Source organism: Alteromonas sp. W364 (assembly GCF_031846205.1).
In the GTDB taxonomy this organism is placed as follows: Bacteria; Pseudomonadota; Gammaproteobacteria; order Enterobacterales; family Alteromonadaceae; genus Glaciecola; species Glaciecola blandensis.
The window spans coordinates 653,686-668,687 of sequence record NZ_JAVRID010000001.1 but is presented as its reverse complement, the minus strand read 5'-3'; the positions used below and the strand labels follow the sequence as shown (position 1 = coordinate 668,687).

General features: G+C 41.9%; 14 protein-coding genes. 12 read left to right on the top strand and 2 right to left on the bottom strand.

From position 1 onward, the window contains the following. The first annotated feature begins 372 nt into the window (after window positions 1-372). The 7 genes from RM556_RS02890 to RM556_RS02860 all read left to right on the top strand — a co-directional run bounded on the left by RM556_RS02890 (window position 373) and on the right by RM556_RS02860 (window position 3,726). A complete protein-coding gene (locus RM556_RS02890; RefSeq protein ID WP_311360478.1) occupies window positions 373-888 on the top strand; it encodes a hypothetical protein in 516 nt (171 codons plus the stop codon). Between the two features lie 123 nt (window positions 889-1,011). Continuing rightward, window positions 1,012-1,377 carry a hypothetical protein gene (locus RM556_RS02885; RefSeq protein WP_311373789.1) on the top strand — a complete coding sequence of 122 codons (366 nt, stop codon included), beginning with the start codon at window positions 1,012-1,014 and terminating at the stop codon, window positions 1,375-1,377. Between the two features lie 93 nt (window positions 1,378-1,470). Continuing rightward, the gene (locus tag RM556_RS02880) at window positions 1,471-1,860 is read left to right on the top strand and encodes a hypothetical protein (RefSeq protein ID WP_311373788.1); all 390 of its coding nucleotides are present in this window, start codon (window positions 1,471-1,473) and stop codon (window positions 1,858-1,860) included. Between the two features lie 97 nt (window positions 1,861-1,957). Then, window positions 1,958-2,398, top strand: a complete 441-nt coding sequence (locus tag RM556_RS02875) for a hypothetical protein (protein ID WP_311373787.1) — start codon at window positions 1,958-1,960, stop codon at window positions 2,396-2,398. Next, window positions 2,385-3,014 carry a hypothetical protein gene (locus tag RM556_RS02870; RefSeq protein WP_311360474.1) on the top strand — a complete coding sequence of 210 codons (630 nt, stop codon included), beginning with the start codon at window positions 2,385-2,387 and terminating at the stop codon, window positions 3,012-3,014. Before RM556_RS02875 ends, RM556_RS02870 begins: the two co-directional genes overlap by 14 nt. Window positions 3,015-3,142: 128 nt before the next feature. Then, the gene (locus RM556_RS02865; RefSeq protein WP_311360473.1) at window positions 3,143-3,454 is read left to right on the top strand and encodes a cupin; all 312 of its coding nucleotides are present in this window, start codon (window positions 3,143-3,145) and stop codon (window positions 3,452-3,454) included. A 23-nt stretch (window positions 3,455-3,477) separates the two neighbouring features. Further along, window positions 3,478-3,726, top strand: coding sequence for a DUF6868 family protein (locus RM556_RS02860; RefSeq protein WP_311360472.1), 249 nt, complete (start codon window positions 3,478-3,480; stop codon window positions 3,724-3,726). Window positions 3,727-3,860: 134 nt separating this feature from the next. Here the strand turns inward: RM556_RS02860 and RM556_RS02855 are convergent, their stop codons facing one another. Both RM556_RS02855 and RM556_RS02850 read right to left on the bottom strand, forming a co-directional pair. Continuing rightward, window positions 3,861-5,651: a hypothetical protein gene (locus RM556_RS02855; RefSeq protein ID WP_311373786.1), complete on the bottom strand. Its 1,791-nt coding sequence runs from the start codon at window positions 5,649-5,651 to the stop codon at window positions 3,861-3,863. A gap of 85 nt (window positions 5,652-5,736) precedes the next feature. Continuing rightward, window positions 5,737-7,647: a hypothetical protein gene (locus tag RM556_RS02850; protein WP_311373785.1), complete on the bottom strand. Its 1,911-nt coding sequence runs from the start codon at window positions 7,645-7,647 to the stop codon at window positions 5,737-5,739. A 170-nt stretch (window positions 7,648-7,817) separates the two neighbouring features. On the opposite strand from RM556_RS02850, the gene RM556_RS02845 reads away from it, so the two are divergent. The 5 genes from RM556_RS02845 to RM556_RS02825 all read left to right on the top strand — a co-directional run bounded on the left by RM556_RS02845 (window position 7,818) and on the right by RM556_RS02825 (window position 14,998). Next, window positions 7,818-9,734, top strand: a complete 1,917-nt coding sequence (locus RM556_RS02845; protein ID WP_311373784.1) for a carbamoyltransferase — start codon at window positions 7,818-7,820, stop codon at window positions 9,732-9,734. A 93-nt stretch (window positions 9,735-9,827) separates the two neighbouring features. Further along, on the top strand, window positions 9,828-10,274 hold the full coding sequence (locus RM556_RS02840; protein WP_311373783.1) for an SxtJ family membrane protein: 447 nt from the start codon (window positions 9,828-9,830) through the stop codon (window positions 10,272-10,274). Window position 10,275: 1 nt separating this feature from the next. Further along, window positions 10,276-10,428, top strand: coding sequence for a DUF5989 family protein (locus RM556_RS02835; protein WP_311360467.1), 153 nt, complete (start codon window positions 10,276-10,278; stop codon window positions 10,426-10,428). A gap of 119 nt (window positions 10,429-10,547) precedes the next feature. Continuing rightward, window positions 10,548-12,527 (top strand): alpha-amylase family glycosyl hydrolase, encoded by a 1,980-nt coding sequence (locus RM556_RS02830; RefSeq protein ID WP_311373782.1) that lies wholly within the window; start codon window positions 10,548-10,550, stop codon window positions 12,525-12,527. Continuing rightward, a complete protein-coding gene (locus RM556_RS02825) occupies window positions 12,527-14,998 on the top strand; it encodes a TIM-barrel domain-containing protein (protein ID WP_311373781.1) in 2,472 nt (823 codons plus the stop codon). The genes RM556_RS02830 and RM556_RS02825 overlap by 1 nt, the downstream gene beginning before the upstream one ends. The last annotated feature ends 4 nt before the right edge of the window (window positions 14,999-15,002 follow it).

Below are 15,002 nucleotides of genomic sequence, written 5' to 3'. Positions count from 1 at the left end.
ATGCTTAGTTCAACAACAAGGAAGTTATGAAAAAATATTTGAAAGAGCACTGGATATTTTTACTTTTATGCGTCGTGTTTCCTATTTTTTCGATATCACAGGGGCAAGATAGCTTACGGAAAATACTTCTTTATCTATTTGTGTACTTGTTCGTGTTTCCAGTTTGTCATTACATATTTATTAAAAAATTAGGATTTAATAAAACTGGGCCAATACCAATATACCAATCACCAATATTCTGGGTTGGTATTCCTGTTTTAATGGTGCTTTTTTATGTGTTTGTGTAAGGCAAATAACAAATTCATGAAGACGGATTTTGTGGAAAAGAGCCACAAAACAACTTATGCAAAGCGTTAGGTTACCAGCGGAAACATGCGTAGATTTTCAGTTTTAAATAAGAATGCTCAGATAGAACTGCGAGACAGTTTTCCTGATTTAGACAAGTTAGTCGCTGTTGAAGACACCTCAAAGTATACCTATCTCGCCGTTTCAGTATTCGATAGGTGGTTAGGCCATGAAGACTCATTAAAGTTACTTTCAGACGTCTCAGAAGATGAGCAACAAATACGAGATTCAAGGTTTATAAAATTCGCTGAAAAGCTAATACATAATACTGAGATTTTGAATTTTACTTTTAAGGGACGTAGGATTAAAGCTTTACCATCATTTCGGAAATTTACTTCTCACAACGCTAAAGTAAATTATTTGATGTGCACACCACATAACGTGGACAGTTCACATTTTTACATGGTCGTATTACCGGAACTAGAGGCTGTATACTTAGAAAGCTGGGACGATACAAATATTTTTTATCTTCGCAATCCAGCGAAAGCAGCTCAAATAGAAACATGGGCTAATGAGTGCGGGTTGTTCTGTTTAACAAGGTAACCTAACAAGAGATTGAACAGAGATGCCCAGTTCATGTCATGCCGCTTGCATTCGCAACCGACACGCCATAATCTGATCACTCGCTAATCAGGTGTTATATGCCACTGTAAATGGTAACTCTAAATGGTTGAAAAAACACAATTGAAAACAAGGAAAATCTTGGAGGCTCTCGACTCTCATGGCGAGAAAGGTTGCGGTGTCATTTCACTGTCGTTAGATACTGGGTTTAGTCAACAGGCACTCAGAGGCTTCTTTCGCAAACACAAAGAGTATTGCGTTCCAATCGCAGGTGAAAGCAAATACAAACTAAATCGACTTACTGTAGAAAACGGTTCTGTAGAACAAATAATTGATTCAATTGAGCAGCGCCAAGCTGAGGAAAAAGTTAGCGCTAGAGTTTCAAATGCATTCTTTTGGGGTCTAATGTTAGGATTAATTGTTCCGCACTTGGGTGGATGGTTATTCGAGTTATATAAGTGGTTGTTTTGAGTTCGGCATATAACAAAAAAATTCAAGCTGACGTTGCCAAGATCAGCCAAACCGCTTATCAAAAGCGTTACACGTCTATGGAGAGATAAAGATATGAAAAAGCTTTTACCTATTGCCATCGCAATATTAGGTGGGTTATCAATTGCTTTTTTCGGCGCTCATCTAACTGGTTATACGGCAGCCTTTGCAATGCCAAAGTCTTTTAATACAGTCCTATCCATGCTGCTCTGGGATATATTTGTAGTTCAACTTCTAGGGTTTGGATTGCTGGCTGCAGCTTTTGCTTTCTTGTATTCACGGCTATGTACCGGATCCTTCCTTAATAGTGTCATTGTTGTTTTTGGCGCTTGCCAAGTGTCGTTAATGTACCCATTCACTTACTCAATATATTGGGTTAATTTTTTCGTGATCCTCTGTGCATTGATAGTAGGCTATTTAACTGCGAAGGTAACGTATAACAATACGCTTGAGAACGCATACTAATGTGGGCTGGGACGCAAACGTGGCGCGGTTTCGCCATTTTCGCACCACGTCCGCGCCCCTTAGCTTATTGTTAAATACTAAAAGGAAAAATCGAACAATGAGGTTCTTATTAGCAATATTCTTACTCTTATTATCCGCACGGGCCAATGCATGTTCCTGTGGTGAGCTTCCACTCATCGACAAACTAGAAAATTCAAAGAATATTCTAGTTGGAACCGTTGTGAGTCTAAGGGATCTTGCAGTCATCGATGAAAGTGTTCGTCCCTATGATGCTGGCGTAGAAATAACCGTTAGAGTAGAGCAATTGTTGAAAGGTGAAAATCAAGAAAGCATTACTTTATATTCTTCATATGGGGGAGGCGACTGCGGCTTGGGCTCCTCATTTGTTATCAGGCAAAGGGTACTATTCTTTTTAAGCTCCGATAAGGTGTTTATGTGTCAGGGACACGTTACGGAAAACTACTTTTACAGCGATGAATTTGACGATTTTAGTAGTCTGATAGAGGAAGCCAAAAGGTTGATTGATGCTTGCATATAATAAAACGCTCACCGTCATGCAAAAAATAATTGCTTGGATTATGTGCATCACTCTTCTCACAATGTCGAGCCTTTGTCATGCTGATCTTTCAGAGTTAAAAAGTCTTGAAACTAAAAATCTTCTCTCTAAACAAGAAAAATATAATACGACAAGTGGAAACACCCTTACCCTAAAGGTGATAGATAAAATCGATAATTTTGAATCTATTACATGTACCGTCAATATTGAGGAATCATTCTTCGAGGAATATGGACCGTTCATAAGCATAATGCTTGGAGATTCATCTGCCGAAGGTGAGGCTCTACAATTTGGCATGGTTGAAAGTGAAGATTCGCAATGGATTTTTCGTTATGAAGTCTTAAAAGCAAGTCAAAATGAAGGTTTATTTAAAAGGCCAGTGGTAGCGATGTCCATACCAAAGAAAAACGGCTCTATACAACTTACATTAACCAAGTTTCTGAATTTAGTTTATTACAGAGTTTATGTAGAAGATTACGTTTACTCTGAAGGGTATATACCCTATGACGCAAGAGCTTTACCAACAGGATTTTTAACTCTGAGCTCTTCATCTGGGACGTATATGTGTGAGGTATATCGGCCGGAATCCACCCAATAAAAATACATCAGTGTTCAGCCTAAATCTTCGTACAAGGCCGCGCAAAATACCGGTTTGAATTACAGCTTTTTCATAAATAAATTGTAAGTGTTATACGCCCTGAAATATCGCATTAAAAAGGAGTTACAATGGAAGTCATTAGAAGTAAAGAGTTCACCGCAAGCAAGGCATGGGGTGCTAAGGATATCGCCAGTATGAACGGTATTACTACTCGTTTGCATTGGACAGACAAACCTTACAAGTGGCATGTAAACGATGGCGAAGAAGTTTTTGCAGTTATGGATGGTGTTGTCGAAATGCTCTATAAAGAAAATAACGAGATTAAGTCTGCTATTCTAAACACTGGAGATATATTTTTTGCTTCAATAGGTACTGAGCATGTTGCTCACCCTCAAGGCCAAGCGAGAATTTTGGTAGTAGAACGAGCTGGCAGCGTATAACAAATATCACGGAGATATAATTAATGATTAGCGCAAATGAACTGACTACATTTTTCGGTTGGTGTACTGTAATCAATATTGGTATTTATTTGTTCTCAGCGTTTTTTATTATCGTATTTAAACGTTTTACCATTAATCTTCACAGTAAAATCGTCGGCGTTGAAGCGTCTGATTTACCCAACATGTATTTTGCGTTTTTGGGTAACTATAAAATAGCGATACTACTCTTAAATTTATCACCATATATTGCTTTAAAAGTAATGGGTTCGTGAAAACTTAGCTTACCAAACATATTGGACATTCCTGATGAATATCAATACATGGATCAAGAGCTAATTGAGGAGGTGGAGGCGAAAGTCAGTGTAATCGTCAAACCTTTGTAAACTGCAATATGCTATTTCAGTGCCTAATCTTTCTGTAATATCGACTCTAACGTGCTGATATTTGAATCAATCGTGTTGCCAATGGCGCCTGCAAGTTTGGCCCGCTGATAATAATGCAGAGATTCATTGTAGCGACCTTGTTGAAACTTCACTTCAGCAATTTGTAGATTGTACAGACCCTGATGGGGCAATGCATCCGCTAGAATTTGCAGGGTTTTGTTACGCTGCTTTGTGTTTTCTTCAAGCGTATATCGCTTCAAGCTCGTTTCCATCATGTCTAGCCAGGTGATTTTTTTTGCGTAAAAATCCTGGCCTAACTGTTGTTGCCAGTCTGTAGGTTTAGGTAAACGCGGCTTACGCGGATTATCCGTAAAAGGATAGTCCGACGTTAAACCCAGTATAGTGGCGTAACCAAAATACTCTTCTTGAGGTAGAATTAAACGTTCGGCCCACGCCTGTTCAATAGATATAGGCGAGAAAGGAGAGTTATCGCCTTGTGTTTGCCAGAACTCAGCGAAACTATTATAAAAGCTGTTTGCCACCACAAAATAGCCCCTTAGGTTAGGGTGCAGATGCTCAAGCATAAGATTATTGCCGATGATCCTGTCAGTGCTGCGTATCTCCAGTTCTTTTTGAGTCTCAACTACAATGGCATCAAACTTCTGTGCTTGTTCACGAATAATATGGTTAATTGCTTCAGGGGCTCTAAAGCGCAATAAGTCATGTTCCTTTGCTAGGCCGAAATGCGTTTTCGCAATAGACGATTCACCTAACGCAAGAGCAAGTTGAGCGAGTTTGAAATGTAGGGTTGCAGAGGACGACTGCTGAAGCGTTAGAGATACTTTTTTTAGTGAGCTGATATTTTGTGCTTTGGATTGTTGCTCTAGGCTAGCGAATAGTTTTTGAGCGCTTGCTAGATATTCCGATTCTAGCTCAGCACTGACGAAAGGTTTTTGGTCCTTAATGTTGCTGGCAATGGTCGAAATAAACACGGGTATACCAGCTCGTTGATATTTTTGTAGTAGGGCTGATATGTTTTTTTCAAACTGTTCCAAACCAGCGTCATAGAGGTTGGAACCTTTCTCGATGTTTTTATGTTTTGCGACTTTGGCCATAAATGTACGTGCATTGCCTTGTGTCTGTTGCCCCGGTTTTTCGTTTGATGGCGCTTCAGTGTCGGGTGAAATAACCGCAACAGAGAGTTTTTGCATCAGCTGAAACAAGCTCAGTTCTTTTAGTTTTAAAAACCATGTTGTGCTGAGTCCTGCGCCAAATGCGGTATAGTTTGACCCGACTCCAAGTATCCCTAAGTATTCATTATGACCGGTGTAGATCATGATAGCGTCTGGTTTCTGTTCAATGATTTCATCTGCAATATCAATCAGAGTATAGGAGTTAACTGCTGACATGGCGGTGTTGAGCACTTCGACGTGTCGACCAGGTAAGCTTGGCTTAAGGCGTTGATCGAGAATGCCAGCAATGCTCGCACCTAAACCGTATGGAAAGCCAGCCGCGGTGCTGCCACCTTGCACAACAATGCGATAGCCATTTGCGGGTTTCTCTTTCAAGATGAAATTAGCTTCCATGGTTACAGAGGGCTGCTCGGTGCCTTCCGGAAAGTATCTCTGGAGAATGTTTGGTTGCGGTAAAATATAATTTGGGTTGGCTGGGTTTTCGATAAATAAAGGGGTGCTTGTGCCGAAACCAATAAGGCGCAAGCCAAACTCTAAAATAAGAAAAAATAAAACCGGAATGAGTAATGCGATGGCATAGAATGCTGTTTTATTTTTTTGATTGTTGTTTTGTTTAGTCATCGCGTTTAGTTATTCTCTCAATATACGTAGTTATTTGTTTCACTTAAGCATCAGTTCAGCGCACTAGTTTAGTCGGTTTTGTGCGCTAGGGCGGCGAAATACGTTGACGAATAGCCAATGCTTTCTGATTCATTGGCTGCATGACTAGTAATGCATCTAAAACCTCTATGGCTCCATTTACATCGCCTGATTTAAATAAGGTCTCACCCAAGCTTAAGTAGTAATTACCTTGTTCTTCCAATCCGAGCGTTGGCATATATTGAATCGCTTTGCGAGCATAGTATTCAGCGAGGCCCAATTGATTGACACGCAGGTAAAGTAAGCTTGCAATACGCGCTATGTCGCCTCTCTCAGGTAAGGCATCAAACATTAAACCTGCCACTGTTGCTGCCTCGAGCCACGCTTCTTGCTCCTGGTACAAACTTAATAGGGCTTGCTGCGCGCTCAGCCAATCCATACCGGCAATTCGTTTTAAGGCAAGTTCTTCAATGGCATCTTTCGCGGAGGGCAGGCGCACAGTTTGTTTTGTTGCTGTAAATGGATAATCCGATTTTAAGACTGCTATTTTATACTCGGCGAGCATAATATCGCTGCGTAGCATGCTTTGTGTCCGCCATAAGTCGTCAGTTTCAATTGCGCTTTTTGGTGAAGGTAAGAACTGTCCATCCACAATGCCCTCGAGATAACTTAAGGCAATCATAAAATAACCACGTGTATTGGGGTGTAGGTGTTCGAGCATATGTTCTTCGCCAATAATGCCTGTCTCAGTATCGTTGCGTAGCTTCTCGTCGGCGTCTACAAAGGTGACTAGCTTATGACTGGCGGCAATCTCGGCAATGATGTCGTTGAATTCGCTAGGGGCTCTAAAGCGCAATAAATCGTAATCTCGGGCTTTTTTATAGTAAGTCAGCGCATCCGACATTTGATTGGTTTTCTCATAAGCTTGGGCGATTGCGAAGGCTAAATCTGCTGATTGTTCTCCGTTTTCAATAAGCGATACACCTTGTTGGATAATACGTTGAGAGGAGCGCGGCTTGTCTGGTGAAATAAGAGAATTAGCCGAGGTGCTGTTCATAGATTCGAAGGGAGCTTGGTTTCGTTCATTCGACGCGATACTTGATAGTAATACTGGAATGTCGGCTTGACTAAATAGTTTGACGATTGTGCTAAGGTTCTCTTTGAACTGCGTCTTACCGGCTGCATATAGCTCTGAATCAAGTGGGATATTTTTTTCTTTAGCCACAGATGCCATCACGGTTCGTGAACTGTCGTTGTGGTTAAAGGGCTCAGTTTGCGGTTTCAGCCAGTAATATAAACCTTGTACCAACTGAAATAAACGAAGCTCTTTTAATTTTAAAAAGAGTAGGTTAGTTGCTCTACTGTTGCTTTGAGAATATACAGAGCCCACGCCCATGACACCTAAGTACTCATTGTGTCCCGCGTAAATAAGGACCAAATCAGGCTGAATGTCGATAACTTCTTGTGTGAAATCTAACAAAGCATAAGTATTGATACTGGCCATAGCCACAGAGAGGACTTCAATATTCTTATCAGGATAAACCGACTTTAGCTGTTGTTTGAGTAGTCCAGCCGGAGATCCAAAACGGCCATATGGAAAGCCTGCTGCACTGGACCCTCCCATCAACACAATGCGATATGTTCCTTTCTGTTTTTCTTGTTTAAATAGGAAGGTATCGGGTTCTACAGGGGGAGCAAATTCGGGTAAATGAAAGAAACGTTTAACCACCTCAGGGTTAGGCTGTAAATAGCTACCCGATAAGGTGCTTTGCGCCTTAAGTGGACTAGATGCTTCAATGAACAAGGGATACTGGTGACCAAATCCACTCACTCTTAGCACCAGTTCAAATAAAGCTAAGAGCGCAAAGGGAAGCAGAATGGCAATGAGATAAAAAACCGCACGTGACTTTGTTTGATCACGTTGTCCATTTTTTTGCTGTGACTGCTTAGTAGGTTCGGCGCTCAAATTATCATCCATTCTTATTTTACTACCTTGATAGTTTATCGTAAAAATCGACAAAAAAGCATGTTAATACAATGTTGCATACGTATGCGTAGTGTAAATTGAGCATTATCACGCCTTTTTACTAGTGCCTAGGTCAAATATAAGTAAACTAAGTGTTGATTGAGTGTTTTACAAAGGCAAGTATGAATCACATCTTGGGGATTTCCGCGTTTTATCACGATAGTGCAGCTGCGCTGATAAGTGATGGTGAAATAGCTTTCGCTGCTCAAGAGGAACGGTTTACGCGCGTAAAACATGACCCTTCATTTCCAAGTCAGGCGATTCAGTTTTGTTTGAAGGAGCAAGGTGTTTCAGTTGAATCGCTTGATGCAGTGGTATTTTATGATAAACCCTTGCTAAAGTTTGAGCGACTATTGGAAACCTATCTAGCAACGGCTCCGAAAGGTTTTTTGTCCTTTGCTAAAGCAATGCCGATTTGGCTGAAAGAAAAACTATATTTGAAATCGGTCCTGCGCACAGAGTTACGCAAACTTATCCATCAAGAGCGGGCGCTTGCCAATGGTACTTCTTACTATATAGAGCGCCAAAAGCAAAAAAAGCCGAAAGTACCTAAATTGTTGTTTTGCGAACATCATGAGTCTCATGCAGCAGCCGCCTATTTCCCAAGCCCCTATGATGATGCCGCAGTGCTATGTTTGGATGGTGTAGGAGAGTGGGCAACCTCATCCGCTTGGCAAGGTAGTGGAGCAGAGTTAAGTCCGTTATTTGAAATTCATTTTCCGCACTCATTAGGATTGTTGTACTCGGCATTTACCCAGTATTGTGGTTTTAAAGTGAATAGCGGTGAGTATAAGTTAATGGGCTTGGCACCCTATGGTGAAGGCAAGTATGTTGACCTCATTAAACAGCACCTTGTGCAGGTAAATCAAGACGGCAGTTTTTCTTTAGATATGTCGTATTTTGACTATGCTGCGGGCAACACCATGACCAACAGACGTTTTCACGATTTGTTTGGTGGTCCGCCACATCCTAGCGAAGCGCCGACTGAGCAAAAACAAATGGATCTAGCGCGCTCAATTCAGATTGTTACTGAAGATATTGTCTTAACCATTGCAAGGTATTTACGTCAGCACACACAAAGTGACGCACTTTGCTTAGCGGGTGGCGTGGCCTTGAACTGTGTTGCCAACGGTCGACTACTGCGCGAAGGCCCATTCAAACATTTATGGATACAGCCTGCTGCCGGTGATGCGGGCAGTGCGATTGGAGCCGCTTTACAAGCTTGGCACAAGTTTTTTGAACAGGGTCGCGTTAGTCAAATTGGGAATGAAGAGGCCGAAAAGTCAGCGTTGAAAGACCATATGAAGGGGGCATACCTCGGACCAAAATATACAAATGCGGCTGTGATAGAAACGTGTCAAAAAAGCCAATTGCCCTATACGGTGCTAAATGACGATGAGCTTCTTGCTGTTAGCGCCAAGCATATTGAAGAAGGTAAGGTAGTTGGTTGGTTTCAAGGTGCTATGGAATTTGGGCCAAGAGCATTGGGTAATCGTTCGATAATAGGTGACCCGCGCAACACTCAGATGCAATCTCAAATGAATCTTAAAATTAAGCAGAGAGAATCTTTTAGGCCGTTTGCGCCAGCAGTCTTAGCAGAAGAAAGCGCTAAGTGGTTCGATCTAGACACCATCAGTCCTTATATGTTGTTGGTAGCAGATGTAAAAAAAACGCATCATCAAACTGTTGAGATGACAGATGCAAAGGGTTTGGAAAAACTAAATCAAATACGAAGTTCGGTACCCGCTATTACTCACGTTGATTATTCAGCAAGAGTACAAACAGTGCACAAAGAAACTAATCCACGTTTTCATGAGCTTATTAGTACTTTCAAGAAAGTGTCTGGGATAGGCATGGTGATAAATACCTCTTTTAATGTAAGAGGAGAGCCACCTGTGTGCTCACCTGAAGACGCAATTCGATGCTTTTTAGCTACCGATATGGACGTATTGGTCATGGAAAATACGATGCTATTAAAGGAACAGCAAGCTGACGAAGCCATTGAACAAGCTAAACAAGTGACTTTTGAACTTGATTGATAGCGATTACACGACCGCTCAAGTGATTTTACATACAGTGCCAACAATAAATTGAACGAGTCTATAGACCATTAAGAAGGAAGCAGAGTAGCGATGTTTACAGCAATGAAGCAGTTACAAAAAGTGATGTTGCCACTAGCCAGTAAAGATGACCTTTCAGCGTTGAAGTCGTTCGCGATAACGATGGCTATTGCTTTTCCTGTTGTGTTTAGTTTGCTTCTGCCTTGGCTTTTCTCTGCGGAAATGCCAATTTGGCCTTTTGCAGTGAGCATCGTATTAGGCATTCTTTACCTTGTTGTGCCACATTTGCTTTATTACCCCTATGTTGGATGGATGGTCATCGCATCGATATTGGGGTGGTTAAATACAAAGCTACTCTTAGGTATTATTTTCTATTTACTGATAACGCCCATCGGCGTGATGATGAAGGCCTTGGGGAAGTTACAATATAAACACCGCGTTCATGAACCTTCTAATTGGGTGACACGTGACGATAAACAATCTCAGAAACAAAAAGCTCGGCTAGAGGAACCTTTTTAATATGATGGAATTTTTACAAGACTTATGGGCTTTCTTGCGCGTTAGGAAAAAGCTGTGGTTACTGCCCATAATCGTTGTCATGGCCTTACTTGGTTTTGTGGTTGTCGCAACACAGCAATCATCGCTAGCCACCTTTATTTACACTTTGTTCTAAAGTAAAAACCGAATCGGGCAATGATTGCCCGTGTTTTCGTGCCTATGAATACGTATGTAACTTTTTTAACAAGTTGTTAACGGTTATTCTGTGCGTAATATGCAATAAGGAAAACAATAATGCACAACGCTTCTACTTCGTTTACCGTCAAACCACGCTTTTCAGCCAAACGGGCTCCGATCGCTGCACTCTGTTGCTCGGTTCTGTTCTTGTTATCCTGTTCTCCCGCTGAGAAGTCATCCCAATTAACCGAAAAAGAAAATATGATGCAAGCATCAACTAAAAGTCATCCTCATGCAGCCCAAGGTCAAGGTAAGCCAGTGGTGTATCAGGTTTTTACACGATTATTTGGAAACACGAACACAACAAACAAGCCTTGGGGCACCTTGGAAGAAAACGGTGTAGGTAAGTTTAGTGATTTTGATGATACTGCTTTAAAAAGCATTAAAGAACTAGGCGCGTCTTATATTTGGTATACGGGCGTACCTCATCACGCTGTCATTAATGATTATACTGCGTATGGCATAGACCTTGACGATCCAGATGTTGTAAAAGGTAGAGCTGGTTCTCCTTATGCTGTTAAGGATTATTACGATGTGAATCCTGATTTAGCCGATGATCCGGCAATGCGATTAGAAGAGTTTGAAGCATTGATTGAACGCAGTCATGCTAATGATCTAAAAGTCATTATTGATATTGTGCCTAATCATGTAGCACGAGCATATAAGTCTTTAAATAAACCAGAGGGTGTCAGCGATTTTGGTGAAAAAGATGACACTACTGTTGAATATGCCAGAGACAACAATTTCTATTATGTTGTTGGTGAGTCCTTCGAAGTACCAATAGGTGAGAACGGTTATCAAGCCTTAGGAGGAGAACCACATCCTCTGGCAGATGGTAAGTTTGCTGAGACACCAGCAAAATGGACGGGCAATGGCGCTCGTGCGCCACAACCAAGTTTTCATGATTGGTACGAAACTGTCAAAGTGAATTATGGGGTTAGACCCGATGGCACCTATGATTTTGAACGTCTGCCAGAAGAATATGCAAACAAGAGCGTAGTCGAGCATGCGGCATTTTGGAAAGGGAAGTCTGTGCCTGATTCATGGATCAAGTTCGAACAGATAGTTCACTACTGGTTGGACAAAGGTGTAGATGGATTTCGTTATGACATGGCCGAGATGGTGCCAGTCGAGTTTTGGTCATATTTGAATTCCTCAATTAAAGCTAAAAACCCGAATGCGTTCCTGCTCGCCGAAGTCTATAACCCGACACTGTATAGAGAATATTTACAACTTGGAAAAATGGATTACCTGTACGACAAAGTAGAGTTCTACGATTCATTGAAGCTTTTGATGCAAGGTAAAGGAGATGCCCAAGCACTGGAAGACATCCAGCTGAGCCTTGCCGATATAGAGATGCATATGTTGCATTTCCTTGAAAACCATGACGAACAAAGGATTGCGAGTCCTGATTTTGCCGGTAGTGCTGAAAAAGGTCTGCCGGCTATGGTTGTTTCTGCCCTAATCAGTCGCTCGCCGACCATGCTTTATTTTGGTCAGGACGTGGGTGAAGATGGGTCGGAAGAAACCGGCTTCGGTGATCCAACAAGAACCACTATTTTTGATTATGCCGGTGTGCCTGCGCACCAGCGCTGGATGAATGATGGAAAGTTCGATGGTGGGCAATCAAGCCCAGAAGAAAAAGCATTGAGAGCGTATTATGAACGCCTAATGCAAATTTCAGCAGAACACCCAACTATGTTGGGAAAATACGAAAGCTTGCATTCATTTAACGTGAAAAGTAGCGAAAATTACAGCGAGCGTCAGTTTTCATTTGTTCGCTATACCGATACAACAGCACTTGTTATCGTGAGTAATTTTACTGAGCAAAAAGTGCAAGATTTAAGTATTAAACTCCCTCTTAAGCTGATTACCGAATGGGAACTTAACGAAGGTGAATTAAGTGCAGTAGACCTAGTGAATGGCTATGAGTATAAAGTTGCGGTAGGTAAAAAACGGTCATCTGCGGAAATTAATATCGAGTTGGATGCGCTTAGTTCAGTGGTCTTAGAGATTAACTTAAAGGCGAGTAAATAATGAGAGCAACTATCATTAATCCATTCTATACATCTGTGAAATCTGTCTGCTTCACGTTTTGTTTGTTGGTGTTGCTGGCTCCGCTGAATGCCGCTGAGTTGCTCTCTACTGAGAAGCGGGCGCAAGCCTTACATATCAGTAGCGAAAAAATTGAGTTAACTATTACCGCCCTCAATGATAGTACTTTTGAGGTAAGCTACGAAGCGGATGGTGTTAAACAATTACCGTCATTTGCGCTTAGTGAAGAAGTAAAGCAACGCGACCTTATCGTGACAGAGTTAAGCCAAAACGAAAAGGCTTTCACTTTTTCGGCGAAAAATATTAGCGCAGTTATAAATAAAGATTCGTTAGGTGTGTCGTTCTATAGCGATGGTAAATTGCTCGTGAGCGAAGAAGCCGGATTTTTTGCGCATGATACTTTGCGTGGCTTCCGATTCGCTCTGCAAGACGATGAAAAGTTGATGGGCGGCGGGCAGCGTGTGTTAGGCATGGATCGTCGTGGTCATCGCATGCCTTTGTACAACCGAGCGCATTATGGTTATACCACTGAATCCTCACAAATGTACTACAGTTTGCCAGCGGTAATGTCTACGAATATGTACGCAATTGGCTTTGACAATAGTGCTTCCGGCTTTTTAGATATTGGCCACACTGAATCGGACGTTTTGCAGTTCGAAGCGGTTGGTGGGCGTACATCCTATATTATTTCAAGCGGTGAAACCTACGCTGAAATTGTAAAAAACTTCGTGGACGTGACAGGTAAGCAACCATTGCCTCCGCGTTGGGCATTAGGAAATTATGCTTCTCGTTTCGGATACAAAAGCCAAAAGCAAACCCTAGAAACAGTGGAACAGTTTCGCAAAGATGACATTCCGTTAGATGCAGTCGTATTAGATCTCTATTGGTTCGGCCCTGATATTAAAGGCCACATGGGCAATCTACAATGGGATAAAAACACCTTTCCACAGCCAGAGAAAATGATCAAAACACTAAAGAAAAACGGTGTTAAAACTATATTGATTACCGAACCATTCATACTAAGCACCTCGACACAGTGGGATTCAGCTGTCGAAAATGACGCATTAGCAAGAAGCTTGGGGGGGGGCCCTCGTCGTTTCGACTTTTATTTTGGTAATACAGGCTTAGTCGATGTCTTTGATGAAGCCGCACAAGACTGGTTCTGGGACTTTTATGCCGCGCTTGATAAGCAAGGCGTCGCAGGGTGGTGGGGCGATTTGGGTGAACCAGAAGTACACCCAGGCGATAGTATCCATCATTTCAATGGTGACAAGGTTACAGGCGATGAAATTCACAACGTATACGGGCACCAATGGGCAAAAATGGTATACGAACGCCAAACAAAACTGACGCCCAATGAGCGCCCGTTTATTATGATGCGTTCCGGCTTTCTGGGTACACAGCGTTACGGTATTATTCCGTGGACAGGAGACGTATCCAGAGAGTGGGGCGGCTTAAAACCACAGGTTGAACTTAGCTTACAAATGAGTATGTTCGGTCTAGCGTATACGCACTCTGATTTAGGTGGCTTTGCCGGTGGTGAGGTATTTGATCCTGAATTGTATATAAGATGGATGCAATACGGTGTGTTCCAGCCGGTTTACCGGCCGCATGCTCAGGATAATATTGCACCTGAACCGGTCTTTCATGATCAAGCGACCAAAGACATTGTGAGAGAGTTCGTGAAACTGCGCTATCGCCTGTTACCTTATAATTACTCTCTGAGTTTTGAAAATTCTCTATCAGGTTTACCGATGATGCGACCTACATTTTTGCATAGCGCATCGAGTGATATAGAAAATTCGACAAGTTACTTTTGGGGAGATGCATTCCTTGTTCAGCCTATTACCGACCCTGGCGTCACCAATGTAAAAATGAAACTGCCGCCTGGTGTATGGTTCAACTTTTGGAATGACTCAAGATATAAAAACCTGTCTGATGACCAAGAAACGCCATTAGAAATTGAGGTCAGTGTAAGCTTGAAAGAGTTACCTGTGCTAGTTAAAGCTGGCTCTTTCATCCCAATGGCAAAAGATATGCAATCAACCGAAGCTTATGATCCAAGTGACTTAACGGTCCACTATTATCACGATCCATCGGTAACGCAAACGACTTACACGATGTACGATGACGACGGCCAGAGTGCCGATTCGATTAAGCAGGCAAATTATCAAACAATCGATTTTCAGGCAATGAGTTCTGATGCAGGGCTACAGCTTGATACTCAAGTGAAAGGGAGTTTTGCAGATGCGCCTAAATCGCGAGATATTACTTTTGTGGTACATGGCGTGAATGAGATTGTTAGCGAGGTTTTGGTGAATGGAAGTGCAGTGAAAGTGCTTGATGCAAAAGCATTCGTAAAAAGCCACCAAGCCGCCTACTGGAATGAAAAAACACAACAGTTAAGAGTTAAAGCGCGTTTGGAATCACGCCTTGAACTGCTTATCAAGTAGGCTA

Coding starts and splice junctions, on each gene's coding strand:
- RM556_RS02840 (WP_311373783.1), top strand. CDS start 9,828: ATGTTTACAGCAATGAAGCAGTTACAAAAAGTGATGTTGCCACTAGCC.
- RM556_RS02830 (WP_311373782.1), top strand. CDS start 10,548: ATGCACAACGCTTCTACTTCGTTTACCGTCAAACCACGCTTTTCAGCC.
- RM556_RS02890 (WP_311360478.1), top strand. CDS start 373: ATGCGTAGATTTTCAGTTTTAAATAAGAATGCTCAGATAGAACTGCGA.
- RM556_RS02885 (WP_311373789.1), top strand. CDS start 1,012: ATGGTTGAAAAAACACAATTGAAAACAAGGAAAATCTTGGAGGCTCTC.
- RM556_RS02865 (WP_311360473.1), top strand. CDS start 3,143: ATGGAAGTCATTAGAAGTAAAGAGTTCACCGCAAGCAAGGCATGGGGT.
- RM556_RS02825 (WP_311373781.1), top strand. CDS start 12,527: ATGAGAGCAACTATCATTAATCCATTCTATACATCTGTGAAATCTGTC.
- RM556_RS02855 (WP_311373786.1), bottom strand. CDS start 5,651: ATGACTAAACAAAACAACAATCAAAAAAATAAAACAGCATTCTATGCC.
- RM556_RS02880 (WP_311373788.1), top strand. CDS start 1,471: ATGAAAAAGCTTTTACCTATTGCCATCGCAATATTAGGTGGGTTATCA.
- RM556_RS02860 (WP_311360472.1), top strand. CDS start 3,478: ATGATTAGCGCAAATGAACTGACTACATTTTTCGGTTGGTGTACTGTA.
- RM556_RS02870 (WP_311360474.1), top strand. CDS start 2,385: ATGCTTGCATATAATAAAACGCTCACCGTCATGCAAAAAATAATTGCT.
- RM556_RS02850 (WP_311373785.1), bottom strand. CDS start 7,647: ATGGATGATAATTTGAGCGCCGAACCTACTAAGCAGTCACAGCAAAAA.
- RM556_RS02875 (WP_311373787.1), top strand. CDS start 1,958: ATGAGGTTCTTATTAGCAATATTCTTACTCTTATTATCCGCACGGGCC.
- RM556_RS02835 (WP_311360467.1), top strand. CDS start 10,276: ATGATGGAATTTTTACAAGACTTATGGGCTTTCTTGCGCGTTAGGAAA.
- RM556_RS02845 (WP_311373784.1), top strand. CDS start 7,818: ATGAATCACATCTTGGGGATTTCCGCGTTTTATCACGATAGTGCAGCT.